We start from the raw sequence: 18,513 nt of genomic DNA, 5'->3' as shown, positions 1-18,513 counted from the left end.
GTGCACCTGGTGGCCTCACTGCTCAAGCGCTGGCTGATCGGCACCCTGCACTTCCGCGTCGAGGAGGCACACCTGCCCTACTACCTCGACGAGTACACCTTCCGGTTCAACCGCCGCAACGCGAAGTCACGAGGACTGCTCTTCTATCGGCTGCTCGAGCAAGCCGTCGACACCGACCCGCACCCGCTCAAGGGCCTGCTCAAGCCAGAAACCGGCATACCGGACTTCACCTAAGCAGATATGCAGAACTGGTGTTCGAATGACCAGACAAGAGTTGTCCACACCAAAGACATTGTGCTGCAGGCGAATTGGTCCTGCATCACCTGAAGCGTGACGCGAACTCGCCCGGCGTCATGCCGGTCGCCTTGCGGAAGTCCCGGGTGAAGTGCGCCTGGTCGGCATAGCCGAGTTCGGCCGCGATGCCGGCCAGCTCGGCGTCGGAGTCGCGCAGCCGGTCGGCCGCCTCCTGGAGCCTCCGGCGGCGGATCAGCCACTTGGGCCCGAGCCCGATCCGCTTGTGCAGCAGGCGCTGCAGCGTCCGCTCGCTGATGTCGAAGCGCGCACACAGGTCGTCGACCCGCAGGAGCTCGGGAGAGGTCTCGACGTCCTCGATGATGGCGTTGACGAGGAGTCCCTCGTCGTCGACCGGGAGGAGCGGCCGCAGTGCCTCCTCGACCACCTCCCGCGCCTCGGCCTGCGCCTCCGCCGAGGTCGGGTCGGGTCGCATCGCCGAGCGCACCCGCCGGCTGAGACCGGTGCCGTCGAGGGTCGCCAGCGTCGACAGGTCGACGTAGCGGTCGGTCATCCGGCGCACCGGCTCCCGCGTCATGAGATGGCCCGCGGCCGGCTGCAACATGACGCCGACGGCCCAGCCGCGTCCCGTCAGCATCTGGTGCGAGAGCCCGGACACGACGCCGTAGAAACGCGCGTAGCTGTCGGACACGACGACGAGGCAGACGGGGTACTGCAGGACCCGCTGCACCGAGTCGCGTCCCGCGGGCACGTCCCACACCGGGATCCAGAACCGGCGGGCGAGGCCTTCGAGGTCCGGCGAGACGGAGCTGCGGGCGATCGACCACGTGTGGTCGGTGGGGTCGACGAGATGGGCCCGTTCGATGTCGTCGCGGGCCGCTGTCCGTCCTGCCCCGGCAGACGTCGTCACGTGTCGGAAAGTATCAAGACCCACCGACGCGCGGTTTCCTATGGTGACGGCATGACCTCACCGAGCACTGACGTCCTGGCCTCCTACCTCCGTCTCGCCGACCCGTTCGCCTCCGTCGTCGACCGGGTGCCGAACCACGCCTGGGACGGCTCGAGCCCCTGCGCGGGCTGGAGCGCACGCGACGTGCTGACCCACGTCGTCACGACCCAGCGTGACTTCCTCGAGCAGCGCGGTGTCGATGCCGCGACCACGGCCGACCACGAGGACCCCACAGTCCTCTGGCGGGCTCACGACGAGCGGATGCGTGAGCTGCTCGCCGACCCGGACGTCGCCGGCCGGGAGTATGACGGCGTCTTCGGCCGCACGACCGTGGGCGCGTCGATCGTCACCTTCTACGGGTTCGACCTCGTCGTCCACCGCTGGGACATCGCCGTGGCCGCTGGGCTCGACGAGCACCTGTCGGACGAGGAGCTCGAGATGCTCGACAGGTCGGCCGACGGGTTCGGGGACCACCTCTACGACGACGGTGTCTGCAAGCCGGCCGTGCCCGTCCGGAACGGCGCCGACCGTCAGGAGCGCGTGCTCGCCCGGCTCGGTCGACCGACGCCGGCGAACGCCTGAGCCGTCACCGCGCCCAGAGGTACTCGACCTCGGGGCGGCCGGCGCCGGCATACCTCGACCGTCGCACGACGACCCGTGTCTCGCAGAGGTACTCGGCATACCGGCGCGCGGTGACGCGACTGACGCCGAGCTCGTCGCCGAGCTCGGACGCGGAGCGTCCGCCGTCCGCCTCGCGGAGCAGCCGTGAGACGCGGGCCAGCAGCTCCTCACCCATCCCCTTCGGGAGCCGTGCCTCGGCCGCGACACGGGCGCCGGCGAAGACCTCGTCGACCTCGGCCTGGGTGCCGACCTCGGCGCCGCTCGTCACCTGGTCGCGGTAGGCGCGGTAGGCGAGCAGCCGCTCCCGCAGGGTCGCGAAGACGAAGGGCTTGAGGACGTACTGCACGATCCCGAGCGACACCGCGGCACGGACGACGTCGAGGTCGCGCGCGGACGTGACGGCGATGACGTCGGCGCGGTGGCCGGCGGCACGCATGGCGCGCACGACGTCGAGCCCGTGCCGGTCGGGCAGGTTCATGTCGAGCAGGACCACGTCGATCTCCCTGTCCTGCAACGTCTTCAGCGCGGCCTGCGACGTGCCCACCGTCGCCACCACCTCGAACCCGTGGACCCGGCCGACGTAGGCCGTGTGGGCCTCCGCCGCGATCGGCTCGTCCTCGACGACGAGGACGCGCAGGACCTCAGTCATCGTCGCTCCCGCCGCCGTCGACCCCTTCATCGGCGGGCCCTTCACCGGCGGGCAGCCGCACGGTGAAGGTCGCACCCGGCGGCCCTGACACCGCGAGCGTCCCGCCGAGCCGGTCGACCGTCTGGCCCACGAGCGCCAGCCCGATGCCGCGGCGACCCGCGCTGCCCTGCTCCTTCGTCGACCACCCACGCCGGAAGGCGTCCTCGACCGCACCCGGCGGCAGACCCGGCCCGTCGTCGGCGACCTCGAGGACGGCATACGCCTCCTCGACCCTCGAGTCGAAGCGCACGTGCCGCTCGGGGCGCGGCGTGCCGGGCTCGTCGGCCACGGCATCGAGCGCGTTGTCGATGAGGTTGCCGACGATCGTCACGACGTCACGGGTGGGTGCGACGTCGCGCGGCCAGCGCGCGCCCGGCTCGATCTCGAAGGCGATGCCGCGCTCGTGCGCCTCGGCCGCCTTGCCGAGCAGCAGCGCCGTCAGGGCCGGCTCGTCGACCGAGCCGACGACGCGGTCGGTGAGCAGCTGCGAGACCTGCAGCTCGTCGGTGGCGAAGTCCAGCGCCCGGTCGCTGTGCCCGAGCTCGATGAGGCTGACGATCGTGTGGAGCCGGTTCGCCGACTCGTGGGCCTGCGAGCGGAGCGCCTCGGTCAGGCCTCGGGCCGAGTCGAGCTCTCCCGTCAGGGCTTCGAGGTCGGTGCGATCGCGCAGCGTCGCGACGTGGCCGAGCAGCCGTCCCTGCCAGCGGGCCGGTCCGCGGTTGAGCACGAGGACCCGCGCTGACGTCACGTGCAGCTCGTCCTCGTGCGCGGCGTCGTCGGTGAGCGCGGCCGTCAGGGCCGGCGTCAGCCCGAGCTCGGCGACCGGGCGTCCGACGGCGTCGGCGGGCAGGGCGAGCAGCCGGGTCGCCTCGTCGTTCGCCAGCCGGAGGTGACCGTCGAGGTCGGTGATGACGAGGCCCTCGGTGACGGCGTGCAGGACGGCGTCGTAGTACTCGTACATCTCGCGCAGCTGCTGCTCGCCGAGGCCGTGGGTCTGGCGCCTGATCCGGCGCGACACGAGGCCGGTCCCGAGGCCCGACAGCAGGGCGGCCACGAGACCCGCGAGAAGCAGTCCCGGCAGCTGGGCGCGCACCCGCTCGCCGACGGCCGACTTGCGGATGCCGACCGAGACGAGGGCGACGACCTTCCCCTGGTCGGTGACGGGCACGACGACGCGCGACGACGGCCCGAGCGTGCCCGTGTAGTCCTCCTCGACGACACCACCCGCGAGCGCCTCCTCCGTGTGTCCGAGGAACTTCTTCCCGATCTGCGTCGGGTCGGGGTGGGTGTAGCGGATCCCGTCGCGGCTCATGACGACGACGAAGTCGGTGCCCGACTCGACCCGCACGCGCTCGGCGTAGGGCTGGAGCACCGCCGACGGGTCGGGACCCTGGACGCCGGCGATGACGTCGGGCGTCGCCGCCATCGTCTCGGCGACCGCGAGGGCCCGGGCGATGGCCTCCTGGTCCCCTGCGCGCTGGGCCTGGCCGTACGCCCCGGCGAGCCCGGCGACGACGACGAGCACCGCGATGAGCACCTGGAGCGCGAAGGTCTGCCCCGCGACGCTCCATCGCCCCGGGGCCGTCAGCACCCGTCGCGAGAACTCAATGAACACAACCGTGACCCTAGTCACTGGCCGCGGGAGCCTCGTCACATTCACCGGTCCCACGCCCAGCGTGGGACCCAGCCAACGGAGGTCACCGTGAGTTCCACCGCCGACAGCGCCGTCGACGCCCAGCCGGGCTCGGCCCCCAAGCGCGACCGCACCCATTTCCTCTACATCGCCGTCATCGTCGCCATGGTGGCGGGCATCCTCGTGGGGTGGGCCTTCCCCGAGGTGGGCAAGAACCTCAAGCCGCTCGGCACCGGCTTCGTCAACCTCATCAAGATGATGATCACGCCGATCATCTTCTGCACGATCGTGCTCGGCATCGGCTCCGTCCGGAAGGCCGCCCAGGTCGGCAAGGTCGGTGGCCTCGCCCTCGGCTACTTCATCACGATGTCGACGGTCGCCCTCGCGATCGGTCTCGTCGTCGGCAACATCATCAAGCCCGGTGACAGCCTCAACCTCACGGCCGCGATCGCCGAGTCCGGCCAGTCGCAGATCGCCGCCGAGTCGGAGGGCACGGTCGACTTCATCCTCGGGCTCATCCCCGACACGCTCGTCTCCGCGCTGACGTCGGGCTCGGTGCTCCAGGCCCTGCTCATCGCGCTCCTCGTCGGCTTCGCGCTCCAGCAGATGGGCAAGACCGGCGAGCCGATCCTCCACGCCATCAAGTACCTCGAGCGCCTCGTCTTCCGCCTCATGGCGATGATCATGTGGGCTGCCCCGATCGGCGCGTTCGGCGCCATGGCCGCCCTCGTCGGCGCCACCGGCATCGGCTCGCTCAAGAGCCTCGGCCTGCTCATGCTCGCCTTCTACGCGACGTGCGCGATCTTCGTCTTCGCCTTCCTCGGCAGCATCCTCAAGGTCGTCACGGGGATGAACGTCTTCTCGCTCTTCCGCTACCTCGGCCGCGAGTTCCTCCTCATCCTGTCGACGTCGTCGTCGGAGTCGGCCCTGCCGCGCCTCATCGCCAAGATGGAGCACCTCGGCGTCTCCCGCCCGGTCGTCGGCATCACCGTCCCGACCGGCTACTCCTTCAACCTCGACGGCACCGCGATCTACCTGACGATGGCGAGCCTCTTCATCGCCGAGGCGATGGACAAGCCGTTCAGCATCGGCGAGCAGATCAGCCTCCTCGTCTTCATGATCATCGCGAGCAAGGGCGCGGCGGGCGTCAGCGGTGCGGGCCTCGCGACCCTCGCCGGTGGCCTCCAGTCGCACCGCCCCGACCTCGTGCCGGGCGTCGGCTTCATCGTGGGCATCGACCGCCTCATGAGCGAGGCCCGCGCGCTGACGAACTTCGCCGGCAACGCCATCGCGACCGTCCTCATCGGCACGTGGGTCGGCGAGATCGACCGCGACAAGGCGTCGCGCGTCCTCTCCGGCCAGGACCGCTTCGACGAGTCGAGCATGCTCGACCACGACGACGAGGTCCAGGACGACCTGGTCCCGGACGCCCGCGGTCACGAGCCGGAGCTCGTCGGCTCCAGCCGCTGACCCGTCCCTTCGAGGGGCCGTGAACCACCCGGTTCGCGGCCCCTCGTCGGCGTCGTGTCCCATCTCACGCCGCGCGTCGGAACTTACGGGAACCATTGGCATGCAAGAGGATTCATGCTCGCGTATGCCGCCCTACGCCTCCCGGCGGGAGGCTCGTTTTGCGCTCGTCCCCCCATCTTCGAGAGGGTGGTCGCTTCATCGAGACATCTGTGACACGTAACTGTGAGGAGACAGACGGCACCTCGTCGGGGTGCCGTCCATGACGTATGAGTGAACTGACCAAGAGTCCCGACGACGCGCTGCACCCGGCGCTCGAGCCACCACCGGTGAACCACGAGGAGGCCGCGCCCTCCCGGGTCGACAAGGTCGTCTTCGGCGTCGCCGCCGCCGTGGCGATCGCCTTCGTCCTCTGGGGCGCGCTCAGCACCGAGAGCCTCAGCACGAGCGCCTCCGCCGGCCTCGACTTCGTCGTGCACAACACCGGCTGGCTCTTCTCGCTCGTCGCCTCCGGCTTCGTCGTCTTCGTCATCTGGCTGGCGGCGAGCAAGTACGGCAACATCCCGCTCGGCGGTGACGGCGAGGCTCCCGAGTTCCGCACGTCGTCGTGGGTGGCGATGATGTTCTCCGCGGGCATGGGCATCGGCCTGATGTTCTACGGCGTGACCGAGCCGCTGACCCACCTCGTGAAGCCGCCGCCCGGCACCGGCGCAGCAGGCAACCCCGAGGCCGTGCAGACCGCGATGGCCACGACGATGTTCCACTGGTCGCTGCACCCCTGGGCCATCTACGCGGTCGTCGGCCTGGCCGTCGCGTACGGCGTCTTCCGCAAGGGCCGCTCGCTGCTCATCAGCTCGGCCTTCGCCCCGCTCTTCGGCGAGAAGCGCGCCAACGGGCCGGCCGGCAAGGTCATCGACATCTTCGCGATCTTCGCGACGCTCTTCGGCTCCGCCACGTCGCTCGGCCTCGGCGCCCTGCAGATCGGCTCCGGCCTCGAGATCGTCGGCGGCATCGGCAAGGTCGGCAACGGCGTGCTCATCGGCATCATCGCCGTGCTGACCGTCTGCTTCATCCTCTCGGCCGTCTCCGGCATCGAGAAGGGCATCCAGTGGCTGTCGAACATCAACATGGTGCTCGCGCTCGCCCTGGCGTTCTTCGTCTTCGTCGTCGGCCCGACGGTCTTCATCCTCAACCTCGTCCCGACGACCATCGGGTCCTACTTCAAGGACCTCGCGATGATGTCGGCCCGCACCGACGCCGCGGGTGGCGACGGCATGAAGGACTGGCTCGCGGGCTGGACGATCTTCTACTGGGCCTGGTGGGTCAGCTGGACCCCCTTCGTCGGCATGTTCATCGCTCGCATCTCGCGTGGCCGTACGATCCGCCAGTTCGTCTCGGGCGTGCTGCTCGTGCCGTCCGTCGTCTCGCTCATCTGGTTCGCCATCTTCGGTGGCGCCGGCATTAACCAGCAGCAGAACGGCCAGGACATCGCCGGCCAGTCGACCCCCGAGGGCTCGCTCTTCGCGATGCTCGGCAACCTGCCGTGGCCGACGGTGACCGCGATCGTCGTCATGCTCCTCGTCGCGATCTTCTTCGTCTCGGGCGCCGACGCCGCGTCGATCGTCATGGGCACGCTCTCCGAGAAGGGCACGCTCGAGCCGTCGAAGAAGACCGTGATCTTCTGGGGCGCCGCCACCGGCGCCGTGGCCGCGATCATGCTGCTCATCGGTGGTGAGGACGCCTTGTCGGGCCTCCAGAACGTCACGATCGTCGCGGCCCTGCCCTTCCTCGTCATCATGATCGGGCTGGCGGTCGCGCTCGTGAAGGACCTGTCGCGTGACCCGCAGGTCGTCCGTCGGCAGTATGCCGTCGCGGCCGTCGAGCACGCCGTCGTCGCGGGCGTCAGCGAGCACGGTGACGACTTCTCGCTCACGGTCCAGGAGACCGCGCCCGGCGAGGGTGTCGGCGAGATGGTCCAGACCGACCCCGTCGCGGAGCCGGTCGAGGCGAAGGACGTCGAGGTCGAGGACGGTCTCGGCGGCCACGTCGACGAGCAGACCGACAAGGTCGGCGCCTCGATGCGCCTCTGACCGAGGTCACGTCACACCGTCACCGCAGTCACCTCGAGCGCCGCGTCATCCGCCTGGTCGGATGATGCGGCGCTCGATCGCTGCCGCGACCGCCCCGGCGCGGGTGTCGACGCCGAGCTTGGTGTAGACGTGGCTGAGGTGGGACTTCACGGTCGCCTCGGAGACGAGCAGCTCGCGCGCCATCTCGCGGTTGCCGAGCCCGCGCGAGAGCAGCTCGAGCACCTCCACCTCGCGCTCGGTGACGACCGGCCCGGGTGAGGCCGCGCGCCGCACGAGCCGCGCCGCGACCGACGGGGCGAGCACCGTCTCGCCGCGGGCCGTGGCCCGGATGCCGGCGAAGAGCTGGTCGGCCGGGGCATCCTTGAGCAGGTAGCCGAGCGCGCCCGCGTCGAGGGCCCGCAGGATGTCGGCCTCCGTGTCGTAGGTCGTGAGGACGAGGACGTGCGGCGGCTCCGGCAGGGCGCGCAGCCGCGCCGTGACCTCGGCCCCTCCCGGCCCGTCCCCGAGGTTGAGGTCCATGAGGACGACGTCCGGCCGTTCCGTTGCGACGACGCGCTCGGCTCCCGCGAGGTCGCTCGCCTCACCGACGACCTCGATGCCGTCCTGGCCGTCGACGAGGGCGCGCAGTCCCGCGCGGACGACCGGGTGGTCGTCGACGAGGACGACCCGGACGGCGCCGGTGCCGTCAGCCACGGGAAACCCCCGCGGTGATCGGGAAGCGGACCGACACGGTCGTGCCCTCGCCGGGCGCGCTCTCGACGTCGGCGCTGCCCCCGAGGTCACCGGCCCGATGGCGTATGCCGTCCAGCCCGCGCCCGCGGTCCCCGCGCGCGTCCGGTCGGCCGGGTCGCGTCGGGTCGAAGCCGCGACCGTCGTCCCGGACGTCGAGCAGCACCTCGTCGGAGAGGTAGGTCAGGCTGATGTCGGCGCGGGTGGCGTGGGCGTGCTCGACGACGTTGGCCAGGGCTCCTCGGGTGGACCGGACGAGAGCGCTGGCGACGTCGGCCGGCACGGCGACGGGGTCGCCGTGGACGCGGACCCTGACGTCGAGGCCGTGGGAGGCAGCCGTGGCGCCCGCGCGTTCGAGCGCGGCCGGGAGGGCGTCACCTGTCGTGTCGTCCTCGAGGTCCGCCGGGGCGAGGTCGCGCACGACGCGGCGCACCTCGTCGAGTCCCTCGCGGGCTGCCGTCCCTGCAGCCACGACGTGCTGGCGGGCGACGAGCGGCCGTCGGTCCCAGTCCTGCTCGGCCGCGGCGAGGAGCAGGGTGATGCTGGAGAGCCCCTGACCGACGGAGTCGTGGATCTCGCGCGACAGGCGGGTCCGCTCGGCGAGGGCACCGGAGCGGTGCTGTGCGGCAGCGAGATCGGCCTGCGCGTCGGTCAGCTCGTCGATGAGCGCCTGCCGGGAGCGGGCCTCACGCTCGAGGGCTCGGTAGGACAGCACGGTGACGAGGGCGATGCCGACCGGTCCGATCAGCACCGTCGGGTCGAGGTCGTCGGTGATGCGGCTCCACGCCACGCTGACGACGGCGGTCATGACGACGACGACCGTGACGGCATACGCGAAGGGGAGCACCTGGAGCACGGCGAAGGCCACGGGCACGGCGGTCCACGCGAACGAGGGGGCGGCGAGCGTCAGCGCCACCCAGAGCACGACGACGACCGCGATCCACACGTAGGGCCACGCGGCACGGTCGGCGACGAGCCGACGCGTGAGGTAGGCGGCGCCGAGGAGGGTGGCACCCGCGAGGACGAGGAGCGCGGTGCCGTCGAGGTCGTGGCGCAGCAGGTAGCGCGCCGAGCACGTCACGAGGAGCACGACGAGGACGGCGTCGAGCCATCGGTCGAGTCGCGCCACCGGCGCGAGGATGCCCTCTTCCATGACCGGCAGCCTAGGGACGGGGCGGGCCGTCGGCATCATCCGATCGGCTAGTCCGGTGTGGCCGGTTGCCCGACGCGGTGGGTGGGCTGGATCGGCGACGGTGGTGGGGACCGCACGACCACCCTCGTCCTCACGATCACCTCACACCGGGAGACCCACCATGAAGCGCAGCCTCGCCGTCGTCCTCGTCCTCGCCGCCGCACCCCTGCTGGTGGGGGCGCCCGCACAGGCCGACCCGCCCGGCCACGGTCGGCCGGGCACCTATCGGCTGACCGGCGACGTCGGCGGCTCGAAGTTCGAGGGCATCGGTGCCGACGAGCGGCGCGGCGTCTTCTACGTCAGCGAGGTGACGGGCGGTGAGATCCACCGTGGCTCGGCCGGCACGGCCCAGACCGAGCAGTGGCTGGGCGGCGACGGCAGCGACGGTCGGTTCACGGCCCGCGGGATCACGACCGACGCGGCCGGTCGGGTCTACGTGGCCGGCGGCCCGAACGGCATCGGCACCGGTCGGCCCGACCTCTGGGTGTACGCGCCGGACGGCCGACTGCTGGCCGCGCTGCGTGCTCCGGGGGAGAACGTGTTCCTCAACGACGTCGCGATCGGTCCCGACGGGGCGGCCTACTTCACGAACTCGAACGCGCCGCAGGTCTTCCGGGTGGCGGTCGACGGGAGGGCCTGGGGATTGACCCGCTGGGCCGACGCGACCGGCACCGTCGAGCAGCGAGCCGGCTTCAACCTCGGAGGCATCGTCGTCAGTGCCGACCGCTCCGCCCTCGTCGTCGCCCAGGGCAATGCCGGTCTGCTCTGGCGCTTCGACCTGCGCACGGCCGCGGTGTCGCCCGTCGCGACCGGCGGGGCGTCGCTCACCGACGCCGACGGCCTCGTACGGCAGGGGTCGCGGCTCACCGTGGTGCGCAACTTCGCACGGCTGCTCGCCACGCTCGAGCTGCGGGCAGACGGCCGGGCCGCCCGGCTCGTGTCCCAGGTCGCCACGGACCCCGAGCGGGTGCTGACGACGGCCAAGGAGCTCCGGGGCCGGACGCTCTTCGTCGACAGCAAGTTCGACGAGCCGGTCGCGTCCGGGCCGTACGAGGTCGTGACCGATCCGCTGGCACGATGAGGACCATGCGACGGGGCAGCAGGACGAGCGCCGCGGTCGCGGCGGCCGCCGGTCTGGCCGCGGCGACCACCCTCGCCGCCTGCACCTCGAGTGGCCCCGCAACCACACCAGCCACTCCAGCCACCTCCGTCACCACGACGGGTGTGACGACGGGGCCACTCGACGGGGGAGAGGCCAGCACGGGAGGAGCCAGGATGGCGACGCCGTCGGCGGCCGAGCAGGCACGGCTCGACGCTGCGCTGCGGGATGCGGTGTGGAAGGACGACCTGCCGCGAGCGAGAGCTCTCGTCGGCCGGGGCGCGGACGTCAACGCCAAGGACGAGACCCAGCAGTCGGCATACCTCGTCGCCACGAGCGAGGGCCACCTCGGGCTGCTGCGCCTCGCACTCGCCCACGGCGCCCGCGTCGACGACAAGGACAGCTGGAACGGCACCGGCCTCATCCGGGCGGCCGAGCGCGGGCACGCGCTCGTCGTCGGCGAGCTGCTCCGCGCCGGGATCGACCGCGACCACGTCAACCGGATCGGCTACCAGGCGATCCACGAGGCCGTGTGGCTCGGACGCGACACGACCTCCTACGTCGACACCGTGCGCGTGCTCGTCGCCGGCGGTGTCCAGCTGACCCGACCCTCGCGCGACGAGGGGTTCACCCCGCTCCGGATGGCCCGTGAGCGCGGATTCGACCGACTGACAGGAGTTCTCGTGACTGCAACCACGGCCGACCGTGTGGACGACCCTGATGCGGCACTGCTCTCGGCCGCTCAGCGCGGCGACGCAGACGCCGTGTCGCTGGCCCTGCGCGCCGGAGCCGACATCGAGGCCCGCGACGCGAAGCGGCGGACCCCGTTGCTCCTCGCCGTCACCGGCGACCATGTCGACGCCGCAAGGGTGCTCGTCGCGATGGGTGCAGACCCCGACGCGCTCGACGATCGCCACGACACCCCGTGGCTCGTCACCGGGGTGACCGGCAGCGTCGCGATGCTCGAGACGCTGCTGCCCGCCGGTCCCGACCTCACGGTCCGCAACCGCTTCGGCGGGGTCTCGGTCATCCCGGCGAGCGAGCGCGGGCACGTCGACTACGTGCGTCGCGTCGTGCAGACCGGCATCGACGTGAACCACGTCAACGACCTCGGCTGGACGGCCCTGCTCGAGGCCGTGATCCTCGGCGACGGCGGCGAGCGACACCAGCAGATCGTGCGCCTCCTCCTCGATGCCGGCGCCGACCGGTCGATCGCCGACAAGGACGGCGTCACCGCGCTCGAGCACGCCCGCGAGAAGGGGTATGCCGCCATCGCCCGGATCCTGGAGCAGTTCTAGCTGCGGTCGGTGCGGCCGGGGCTGTCGCGCAGCGAGAGGACCATGCCGCGCAGGATGCGGAAGGCGTCCCTCTGCTCGGCCTCGGTCAGGCCGGCCAGCATCCTGACCTCGACGGACCGGACCGCCGCGCTCGCCGTCTCCAGGCTCCGTCGGCCGCGGGGTGTCAGCCGGGTCGGAAGGGCCTTCCCGACCGGCGCCTCTGCGGGGCGCGTCACGAAGCCGTCTCGTTCGAGGGCCCGGAGCAGCACGTTCATCGACTGCCGGGTCACGAAGGCCCCACGCGCCAGCTCGGAGTTCGACAGGCCCGGTCGCTGTGCCAGCAGCTCGAGGCACGAGTAGTGGGTCACCGTCATCCCGAGCGGCCGCAGCACGTCCTCCATGGCGGCGCGCAGAGCACTCGACGCCTCCTTCAGCAGGTAGCCCAGGGACGTCTCGAGGTCGACGCCGGCATCGTCTTGACTCATGTCAGTATTCTGACATACGGTCATTCGTGTCAGATAACTGACACGAACTCAAGGAGGCGATCGTGCCCGTCACCGGTCCCGACTTCATCTCGCTCCAGGCAACCGACCTCGACGCCTCGCGGGCGTTCTACGAGCAGTACCTCGGTCTCGTGCGGTCCCAGGCCGGGCCTCCGCACGCCGTCGTCTTCGAGACGACGCCGATCGCCTTCGCGCTGCGCGACGTGGTGACCGGCACCGATCTCGCATCAGCCGCCCAGCCGGGCATCGGTGCCGCGATCTGGCTCCACGCCACGGACGTCCAGGCCATCCACGACGCCCTGGCCGCAGACGGTCACACCATCGTCTCCGCGCCGATAGACGGTCCGTTCGGTCGGACCTTCACCTTCGCGGACCCCGACGGCTACCACGTCACCCTCCACGACCGCGCCTGATGCCGGCCGGCCCGGACTCCGGTCGATCGGCCGTGTGACACGATCTCCGGGTGCTACGACTGACCGATGTCATCATCGACTGCCCGGACGCGATGATGCTGGCGGCCTTCTATTCGGAGGTGACGGGTCTCCCCGTCAAGGCGGGCAGCCACGACAGCTGGGCCGGCATCCAGCTCGGTGAGATCGAGCTGGCCTTCACGCCGGTCGAGGACTACCGCGCCCCACAGTGGCCGGACGGTGACCACCCCAAGCAGTTCCATCTCGACTTCGAGGTCGATGACATCGAGGCCGAGCACCGCCGTGTCGTGGCCCTGGGCGCGACCCTGCACCAGGACTCCGTCGGCCGCGACGGCTTCGGCTGGCGCGTCTACACCGACCCCGTCGGTCACCCGTTCTGCCTCTGCCGCAACAAGGGCGTCACGTGGACCGACGAGGGCCCCGTCTGGCAGGCGGGCGACTAGCGCGAGCCGGACCTGCTCCCGAACCGCGGCGCGTTGCCGCTGGCCGTCAGTGGGCGGTGGTGGGCTCGACTCGATCCCTGGAGTCCACGCCGGCGCCGAGGTAGGTGAGGGCGACGGTGGCTGCCACCCACGCGGCGGCAGCCCAGACCCAGACACCGTGTACGGCCCACACGCACAGTGCGAGAGCCACGATCTGAACGGCCGTGAAGACATATCGGAAGTCGCGGTACCTACGGTGCAGACCGACGGCCACACCGAAGAACAGGGCCGCGACCGTGACGCCGAATCCGGCGACCAGCAGGGCCAGGGCCGTCCCGAGCCCGGCGAAGCCGCTCGTGCCGCCGGTGTTCGCGTTCGGGCCGAGCAGGACGGCGGCGATGACAGCTCCCGCCAGGAGTGCGGCAGCCCCTTGGAGCGCGGCGACCACGACGACCGCTCGCCCAGCGGCGAGGTTGCCACCGACCGTGCCAGGTCCCGAGGCCGTGGGTCCTGTGGGTCGGTGGAGCTGGAAGAGCGCGCGGACCAGCGCGACGAGAGCGAAGCCGAAGGGCAGCGCGAACAGCGACATCGGACCAGCGAACCGTGACGGTGCCGCGAGTACGGCGCAGGCGACGAGAACGGTCGCCGGGACCGCCCACCTGGCCCACGGCCTGGACCACGGCAGGACCGACGGCACGAGCAGGTACCCGAACGGGACGACCACGACGCCCAGCAGGCCGAGACCACCCCAGGCAGGTCCGACCAGGGCGGCGACGGTTGCGACGGGACCGGTGAGCAGCAGTGCAGCCTGTCCCGCGGTCGGGCGCCACACCGCGGCAGTCATGACGAGCGCGAGCGCGCACGTGGCCGCGACGAAGGGCCAGGCGTTCGTCATTTCGCGGATCCTCCTGGGTTCAGGTCGTGCGCTGCGTCCGCCGTGTCGGTCGCGGCCGTGTGGGTCGTGGGCGTCCGGCAGGGCCCGCCCGGATGCCCAGTGTCCCGCTGCCGACGCGCATCTGGATGAGTGTGCGAACCCACCTGACCCGAGCGGGCCACCACGGTGGCCCGAAGCCGTGACCATGCGTCCATCCGAGGGGCTACCTGACGGCCCTTCGGTGTCAGGCGAACTCGGCGACCAGGTCGGGGCTGACCTGGGCCAGGACGGCATACGCCATCTCGACCGGGAGGTCGACGACGTCGTAGTGCTGGGCTCCGGCAGCAGTGGTGGCGACGAGCGTCGCGACGCCGACGCGTCGCTGGAAGAAGGACTGCTCGACCTTCCAGCCGATGATGCCGTCGCGGTCGAGCACGACGCGCTGCCGGTCGAGCGAGCCGTGTCGCGTCACGAGGTGGTCGGGGGTCACGGCGTGCCCCAGCGCGCGGTAACGGTCGCGACCCAGGGCGACGGCACCGACGAGCAGGAGTGGCACGAGGACGAGCAGTGAGCCGTGCCAGTCCCACAGCAGCCGTGCCACGACGAGGAGCGCGGCGACGAGGAGCGCCGGCACGACGGCGCGCGTCAGGCGACGGCGCCGGGCGGCGGGGCCGTGTGGCGTGAGCGGCCCTGAGACCGCGGCCTCGTCGGGGCGGATGCGCAGCGCGAGGGGCGTCACGACGCCGGCCGGCGCGGGCGGGCACAGCCAGTCGGAGCCGCCCTGCTCGCGGAGCAGGCCCGACGTGACCACCTTGAGCCGGCTGGCCCCGGCCAGACGGAGCCCGAGCGGCTCGTCGAGCCGGACGCCGCGGACCCGGGCGGCGTCGATGCTCGTCTCCCGGTTCGTCAGCAGGCCGCGGCGCGTGTGCAGGGTGCCGAGCCGGTTGCGGGTCAGCCGGAAGCCCCAGAAGGTCAGGACGTAGGCGCCGACCGCGAGGAGCGACACGACACCGAGCAGGAGCAGCACGTCGACCCACCAGGCCAGACGCGACACGAAGGACGCGCCGTCCCGGAAGACCGACCGCTCCTGCGAGAAGCGCGAGAAGCCCTGCGACGCGAAGCCGACGATCGCCGCGGCGCTCGCGAGCCCCGTCACGGTGAGCGGCGCATAGCGGATCCATGACGGGTCGAGGCGCACGAGCACCTCGTCGTCGACGGGCGGTGGTGCTTCGTCGGGCACGTCGTCGACGGCCACCGGCGCGCCGGTCGGCGCGGGCAGACCGGTCACGGCCGGGTCGACGCGGTGCAGCAGCTCGGCCCGCAGGCGACGACCCGCGTCGACGCCCAGCGAGTCGAGGACGAGCCGGTCGTGCTGGCCGCCGGCGGTCGAGATCTCGACCTTGGCCAAGCCGAGGACGCGGTGGTAGACCCGCGCCGTCAGGTCGATGGTGCGCACCTTGTCGAGGCGCGCCGTCGTCGTCTGCTTCGTGAAGAGGCCGCGCCGCAGCTCGATCTGGCCGTCGGCGATGCGGTAGCGGGTCGTGACCCACCGCAGCACGCCGAACGCGACGATGAGCGGAACGGCATACAGCTCCCACCGGTCGTTGTCCTCGGAGCCGGCTCGGAAGACGACGAGCGCGAGCAGTGCGGGCAGGAAACGGATCAGCGTCTCGAGGGGGTGGACGAGGAGCATCCGGGCGTCGAGCCGGCGCCAGCCCTCCGCGTCCTCGGTCACGTCGCGTCGCCCGTCTCGGCCACGGCCGCAGCCGTCAGCGCGTCGACGAGCTCGTGGGCGACGGGCAGGTCGAGACCGTGGATGGTGACGGGCCCCGCGGCGGACGCCGTCGTGATCGTGACGGCGGCCAGGCCGAGCAGCTGGGCGACGGGACCGCGTTCGAGGTCGACGGTCTGCACGCGGCCGAGCGGCGCGATGCGACGCTCCTGCCACAGCCAGCCGCTCTGCGTGTAGATCGCGCGGGGGGTCGCCTCCCACCGGTGCACGCGGTAGCGCCACTGCGGCATCGCGACGGCGTACGCGGCGCCGGCGACGAGCCACACGGCTCCGACGACCCAGTGCGGAGTGCGCGACGGGGCGTCGTCGACGAGCCACCAGACGACCTGCCCCGCGAGCAGGAGGGCGAGGACGACGAGGGCCTGCAGCGTCCACATGAGGACGGCCCGGCGCGAGACCCGGTGGGCGGGTTCGCGGAGCACGGCACCGGGGGCGACCGGCACGTCGAGGGGTTCCACGGCCCCCACGGTGCCACACCGGTGCCGGGGGGCCGCATCCGACCGAGGTATGCCGCCCTGCCGACCTTCGTCGGGTCGTGCCCTCCGCTCGGGGTCAGGCCGCGAGCGCCTCACGGGCCGAGCCCTCGCGGGCCTGCACGAGCCGCGCGTAGCGGCCACCGCGGGCCATCAGGTCGTCGTGGTCGCCGAGCTCGGCGACCCGACCGTGGTCGAGCACGGCGATCTGCTCGGCGTCGCGGATCGTCGACAGGCGGTGCGCGATGGTCAAGGTCGTGCGGCCGGCCATGAGCCGGTCGATCGCGGCCTGCAGCTCGCGCTCGGTCTCGTTGTCCAGGGCGCTCGTCGCCTCGTCGAGCACGAGGACGCGCGGGTTGCGCAGGAGCGTGCGGGCGATCGCGAGGCGCTGCTTCTCCCCTCCGGAGAAGCGGTGGCCGCGGGCCCCGACGACGGTGTCGAGGCCGTCGGGAAGGCTCGCGACGAGGGGTGCGACCTGGGCCGCGGCGAGGGCCTGCCACAGCGCGTCGTCGGTGGCGCCGGGGGCGGCGAGCAGGAGGTTGTCGCGGATCGAGGCGTGCACGAGGTACGTGTCCTGCGAGACGACGCCCACGATCCGGGCGAGGTCTGCAGGGTCGAGGTCGCGCAGGTCGACGCCGTCGATCGTCACGCGCCCGGACTGCGGGTCGTGCAGCCGCGCGAGGAGACCGGCGAGGCTCGACTTGCCCGAGCCGGTCTCGCCGACGAGGGCCAGCGTCGTGCCTGCGGGCACGTGCAGCGTGACGTCGGAGACGGCATACGCCCTCTCGGTGGGGGAGGCGGTGGCGTCGTGGCTGAAGGTGACGCCCTCGAAGCGCACCTCGCCGCGCAGCCGGTCGTGCTGCACCGCAACGGGATCGGCGGGAGGCGCGACCTCGACGGGCAGGTCGAGGTAGCCGAAGATGCGGCTGAAGAGCGCCATCGAGGTGACCCACTGGGCTCCGACGTCGAGCAGTCCCATGAGCGGTCGGAAGATGCCGGCCTGCAGGGTCGTGAAGGCGATGAGCGTGCCGATGGTCATGCCGCCCGAGGTCGCGGGCAGTCCGGCGGCGAGGTAGATCAGCGCGGGGATCGCGGCGAAGATGATCTGCATCGTCGCCATCCGCCAGCGGCCGGCGAGCTGCGAGCGCAGCTCGAGGTCGATGAGGTCGGTGGACGTCTCGGCGAAGCGGTCGGCCGTGGCCTCCCCGGCGCCGAGCGTCTTGACGAGGGTGGCGCCGCTGACGGTGAGGCCCTCCTCGACCTGGCTGTGCAGGTCGGCGAGTCGACGCTGGCGCTGGGCGGTGATGTCGCGGCGCAGCAGGGCGACCTTGCGGGTCATGAGGACGGCCGGCGGGATGACGAGCAGGGAGAGCAGCGAGAGGCGCGGGCTCAGGGCCACCATGGCGATGGCCGTCGCGACGGCGGTCGTGAGGTTGCTCGCGATCGACGTCGCCGTCGACGTGATGACCGACTGCATGCCGCTGATGTCGTGGGTGAGGCGCGACTGCACCTCACCGCTGCGGGTGCGGGTGAAGAAGGCGACGGACTGGCGCTGCAGGTGGCGGAAGACGTCGGTGCGCAGCCCGTGCATGACGCGCTGGCCGACGGAGGTGGTGAGCCACGTCTGGACGACGCCGAGCAGCTGGCTCACGACGGTGACGGCGAGCATGCCGCCGACGGCCCAGAGCAGGAGGCGGACGTCCTGGTGGGGGAGGGCGTCGTCGATGACGGCGCGCAGCAGGAAGGGCTGGGCCATCGAGACGACCGAGATCGCCACGATGATCGCGGTGACGACGGCGACGGTGCGGGTGTGGGGGCGGAAGAGACCCGCGACCCGTCGCAGGGAGACGGGGGACTCGGCGAGCTGGGCGCGGTCCTGCGGGTCGATCTTCTCGGGCTGGCGGCCGCCGCGGTGGGTCGGCCTGAGGGTGGTCGTGGTGTCGGTCATGCGGTCACTCCATCTGTGGACTCCGGTTCATGATGCTGAGGTTACCTCACTATGAGGTCAGTCTACAAATCAG

General features: G+C 71.7%; 17 protein-coding genes and 1 pseudogene. 8 read left to right on the top strand and 10 right to left on the bottom strand.

From position 1 onward, the window contains the following. Positions 1 to 234: pseudogene (locus AC1DW8_RS19205) on the top strand (IS1595-like element ISUnb3 family transposase); the annotation flags it as partial. 85 nt (positions 235 to 319) lie between these two features. On the opposite strand, the gene AC1DW8_RS19200 reads toward AC1DW8_RS19205, so the two are convergent. Beyond that, on the bottom strand, positions 320 to 1,162 hold the full coding sequence (locus AC1DW8_RS19200) for a helix-turn-helix domain-containing protein (protein WP_478095531.1): 843 nt from the start codon (positions 1,160 to 1,162) through the stop codon (positions 320 to 322). A gap of 51 nt (positions 1,163 to 1,213) precedes the next feature. On the opposite strand from AC1DW8_RS19200, the gene AC1DW8_RS19195 reads away from it, so the two are divergent. Continuing rightward, positions 1,214 to 1,783: a TIGR03086 family metal-binding protein gene (locus tag AC1DW8_RS19195; protein ID WP_056775545.1), complete on the top strand. Its 570-nt coding sequence runs from the start codon at positions 1,214 to 1,216 to the stop codon at positions 1,781 to 1,783. Positions 1,784 to 1,787: 4 nt separating this feature from the next. Here the strand turns inward: AC1DW8_RS19195 and AC1DW8_RS19190 are convergent, their stop codons facing one another. Continuing rightward, positions 1,788 to 2,471 (bottom strand): response regulator, encoded by a 684-nt coding sequence (locus tag AC1DW8_RS19190; protein ID WP_478095530.1) that lies wholly within the window; start codon positions 2,469 to 2,471, stop codon positions 1,788 to 1,790. Beyond that, on the bottom strand, positions 2,464 to 4,125 hold the full coding sequence (locus tag AC1DW8_RS19185) for a sensor histidine kinase (RefSeq protein WP_478095529.1): 1,662 nt from the start codon (positions 4,123 to 4,125) through the stop codon (positions 2,464 to 2,466). The genes AC1DW8_RS19190 and AC1DW8_RS19185 overlap by 8 nt, the downstream gene beginning before the upstream one ends. A gap of 87 nt (positions 4,126 to 4,212) precedes the next feature. On the opposite strand from AC1DW8_RS19185, the gene AC1DW8_RS19180 reads away from it, so the two are divergent. Both AC1DW8_RS19180 and AC1DW8_RS19175 read left to right on the top strand, forming a co-directional pair. After that, positions 4,213 to 5,613, top strand: a complete 1,401-nt coding sequence (locus AC1DW8_RS19180) for a cation:dicarboxylate symporter family transporter (RefSeq protein ID WP_478095528.1) — start codon at positions 4,213 to 4,215, stop codon at positions 5,611 to 5,613. A 266-nt stretch (positions 5,614 to 5,879) separates the two neighbouring features. Beyond that, a complete protein-coding gene (locus AC1DW8_RS19175; protein WP_056775540.1) occupies positions 5,880 to 7,700 on the top strand; it encodes a BCCT family transporter in 1,821 nt (606 codons plus the stop codon). Positions 7,701 to 7,745: 45 nt separating this feature from the next. Here AC1DW8_RS19175 and AC1DW8_RS19170 read toward each other — a convergent pair whose 3' ends face one another. Further along, a complete protein-coding gene (locus tag AC1DW8_RS19170; protein WP_056775538.1) occupies positions 7,746 to 8,393 on the bottom strand; it encodes a response regulator in 648 nt (215 codons plus the stop codon). Beyond that, entirely contained in the window at positions 8,386 to 9,582 is a 1,197-nt protein-coding gene (locus AC1DW8_RS19165) for a sensor histidine kinase (protein WP_478095527.1), read from the bottom strand. Before AC1DW8_RS19165 ends, AC1DW8_RS19170 begins: the two co-directional genes overlap by 8 nt. A gap of 160 nt (positions 9,583 to 9,742) precedes the next feature. On the opposite strand from AC1DW8_RS19165, the gene AC1DW8_RS19160 reads away from it, so the two are divergent. Both AC1DW8_RS19160 and AC1DW8_RS19155 read left to right on the top strand, forming a co-directional pair. After that, positions 9,743 to 10,702, top strand: coding sequence for an SMP-30/gluconolactonase/LRE family protein (locus AC1DW8_RS19160; protein ID WP_478095526.1), 960 nt, complete (start codon positions 9,743 to 9,745; stop codon positions 10,700 to 10,702). Positions 10,703 to 10,896: 194 nt separating this feature from the next. Continuing rightward, positions 10,897 to 12,018 (top strand): ankyrin repeat domain-containing protein, encoded by a 1,122-nt coding sequence (locus tag AC1DW8_RS19155; RefSeq protein WP_478095525.1) that lies wholly within the window; start codon positions 10,897 to 10,899, stop codon positions 12,016 to 12,018. Here AC1DW8_RS19155 and AC1DW8_RS19150 read toward each other — a convergent pair. Beyond that, a complete protein-coding gene (locus AC1DW8_RS19150; RefSeq protein WP_056822892.1) occupies positions 12,015 to 12,482 on the bottom strand; it encodes a MarR family winged helix-turn-helix transcriptional regulator in 468 nt (155 codons plus the stop codon). The two genes, AC1DW8_RS19155 and AC1DW8_RS19150, sit on opposite strands and share 4 nt — an antisense overlap. Positions 12,483 to 12,544: 62 nt before the next feature. On the opposite strand from AC1DW8_RS19150, the gene AC1DW8_RS19145 reads away from it, so the two are divergent. Together AC1DW8_RS19145 and AC1DW8_RS19140 are read left to right on the top strand one after the other, a co-directional pair. After that, the gene (locus AC1DW8_RS19145; protein WP_056822887.1) at positions 12,545 to 12,913 is read left to right on the top strand and encodes a VOC family protein; all 369 of its coding nucleotides are present in this window, start codon (positions 12,545 to 12,547) and stop codon (positions 12,911 to 12,913) included. A 50-nt stretch (positions 12,914 to 12,963) separates the two neighbouring features. After that, positions 12,964 to 13,374, top strand: a complete 411-nt coding sequence (locus AC1DW8_RS19140; RefSeq protein ID WP_056822884.1) for a VOC family protein — start codon at positions 12,964 to 12,966, stop codon at positions 13,372 to 13,374. Positions 13,375 to 13,420: 46 nt separating this feature from the next. On the opposite strand, the gene AC1DW8_RS19135 is transcribed toward AC1DW8_RS19140, so the two are convergent. The 4 genes from AC1DW8_RS19135 to AC1DW8_RS19120 form a co-directional block, all read right to left on the bottom strand. Further along, positions 13,421 to 14,248, bottom strand: a complete 828-nt coding sequence (locus tag AC1DW8_RS19135; protein WP_478095524.1) for a hypothetical protein — start codon at positions 14,246 to 14,248, stop codon at positions 13,421 to 13,423. Between the two features lie 223 nt (positions 14,249 to 14,471). Next, on the bottom strand, positions 14,472 to 15,962 hold the full coding sequence (locus tag AC1DW8_RS19130) for a PH domain-containing protein (protein ID WP_478095523.1): 1,491 nt from the start codon (positions 15,960 to 15,962) through the stop codon (positions 14,472 to 14,474). Continuing rightward, positions 15,959 to 16,477 carry a PH domain-containing protein gene (locus AC1DW8_RS19125; protein WP_056775503.1) on the bottom strand — a complete coding sequence of 173 codons (519 nt, stop codon included), beginning with the start codon at positions 16,475 to 16,477 and terminating at the stop codon, positions 15,959 to 15,961. The genes AC1DW8_RS19130 and AC1DW8_RS19125 overlap by 4 nt, the downstream gene beginning before the upstream one ends. A gap of 94 nt (positions 16,478 to 16,571) precedes the next feature. Beyond that, on the bottom strand, positions 16,572 to 18,440 hold the full coding sequence (locus AC1DW8_RS19120) for an ABC transporter ATP-binding protein (RefSeq protein ID WP_056822875.1): 1,869 nt from the start codon (positions 18,438 to 18,440) through the stop codon (positions 16,572 to 16,574). Positions 18,441 to 18,513 lie beyond the last annotated feature (73 nt).

Source organism: Terrabacter sp. P2_E3 (assembly GCF_056403915.1).
Note: the sequence above shows the minus strand (reverse complement) of the source record. Positions and strands in the feature narration are given on the sequence as shown.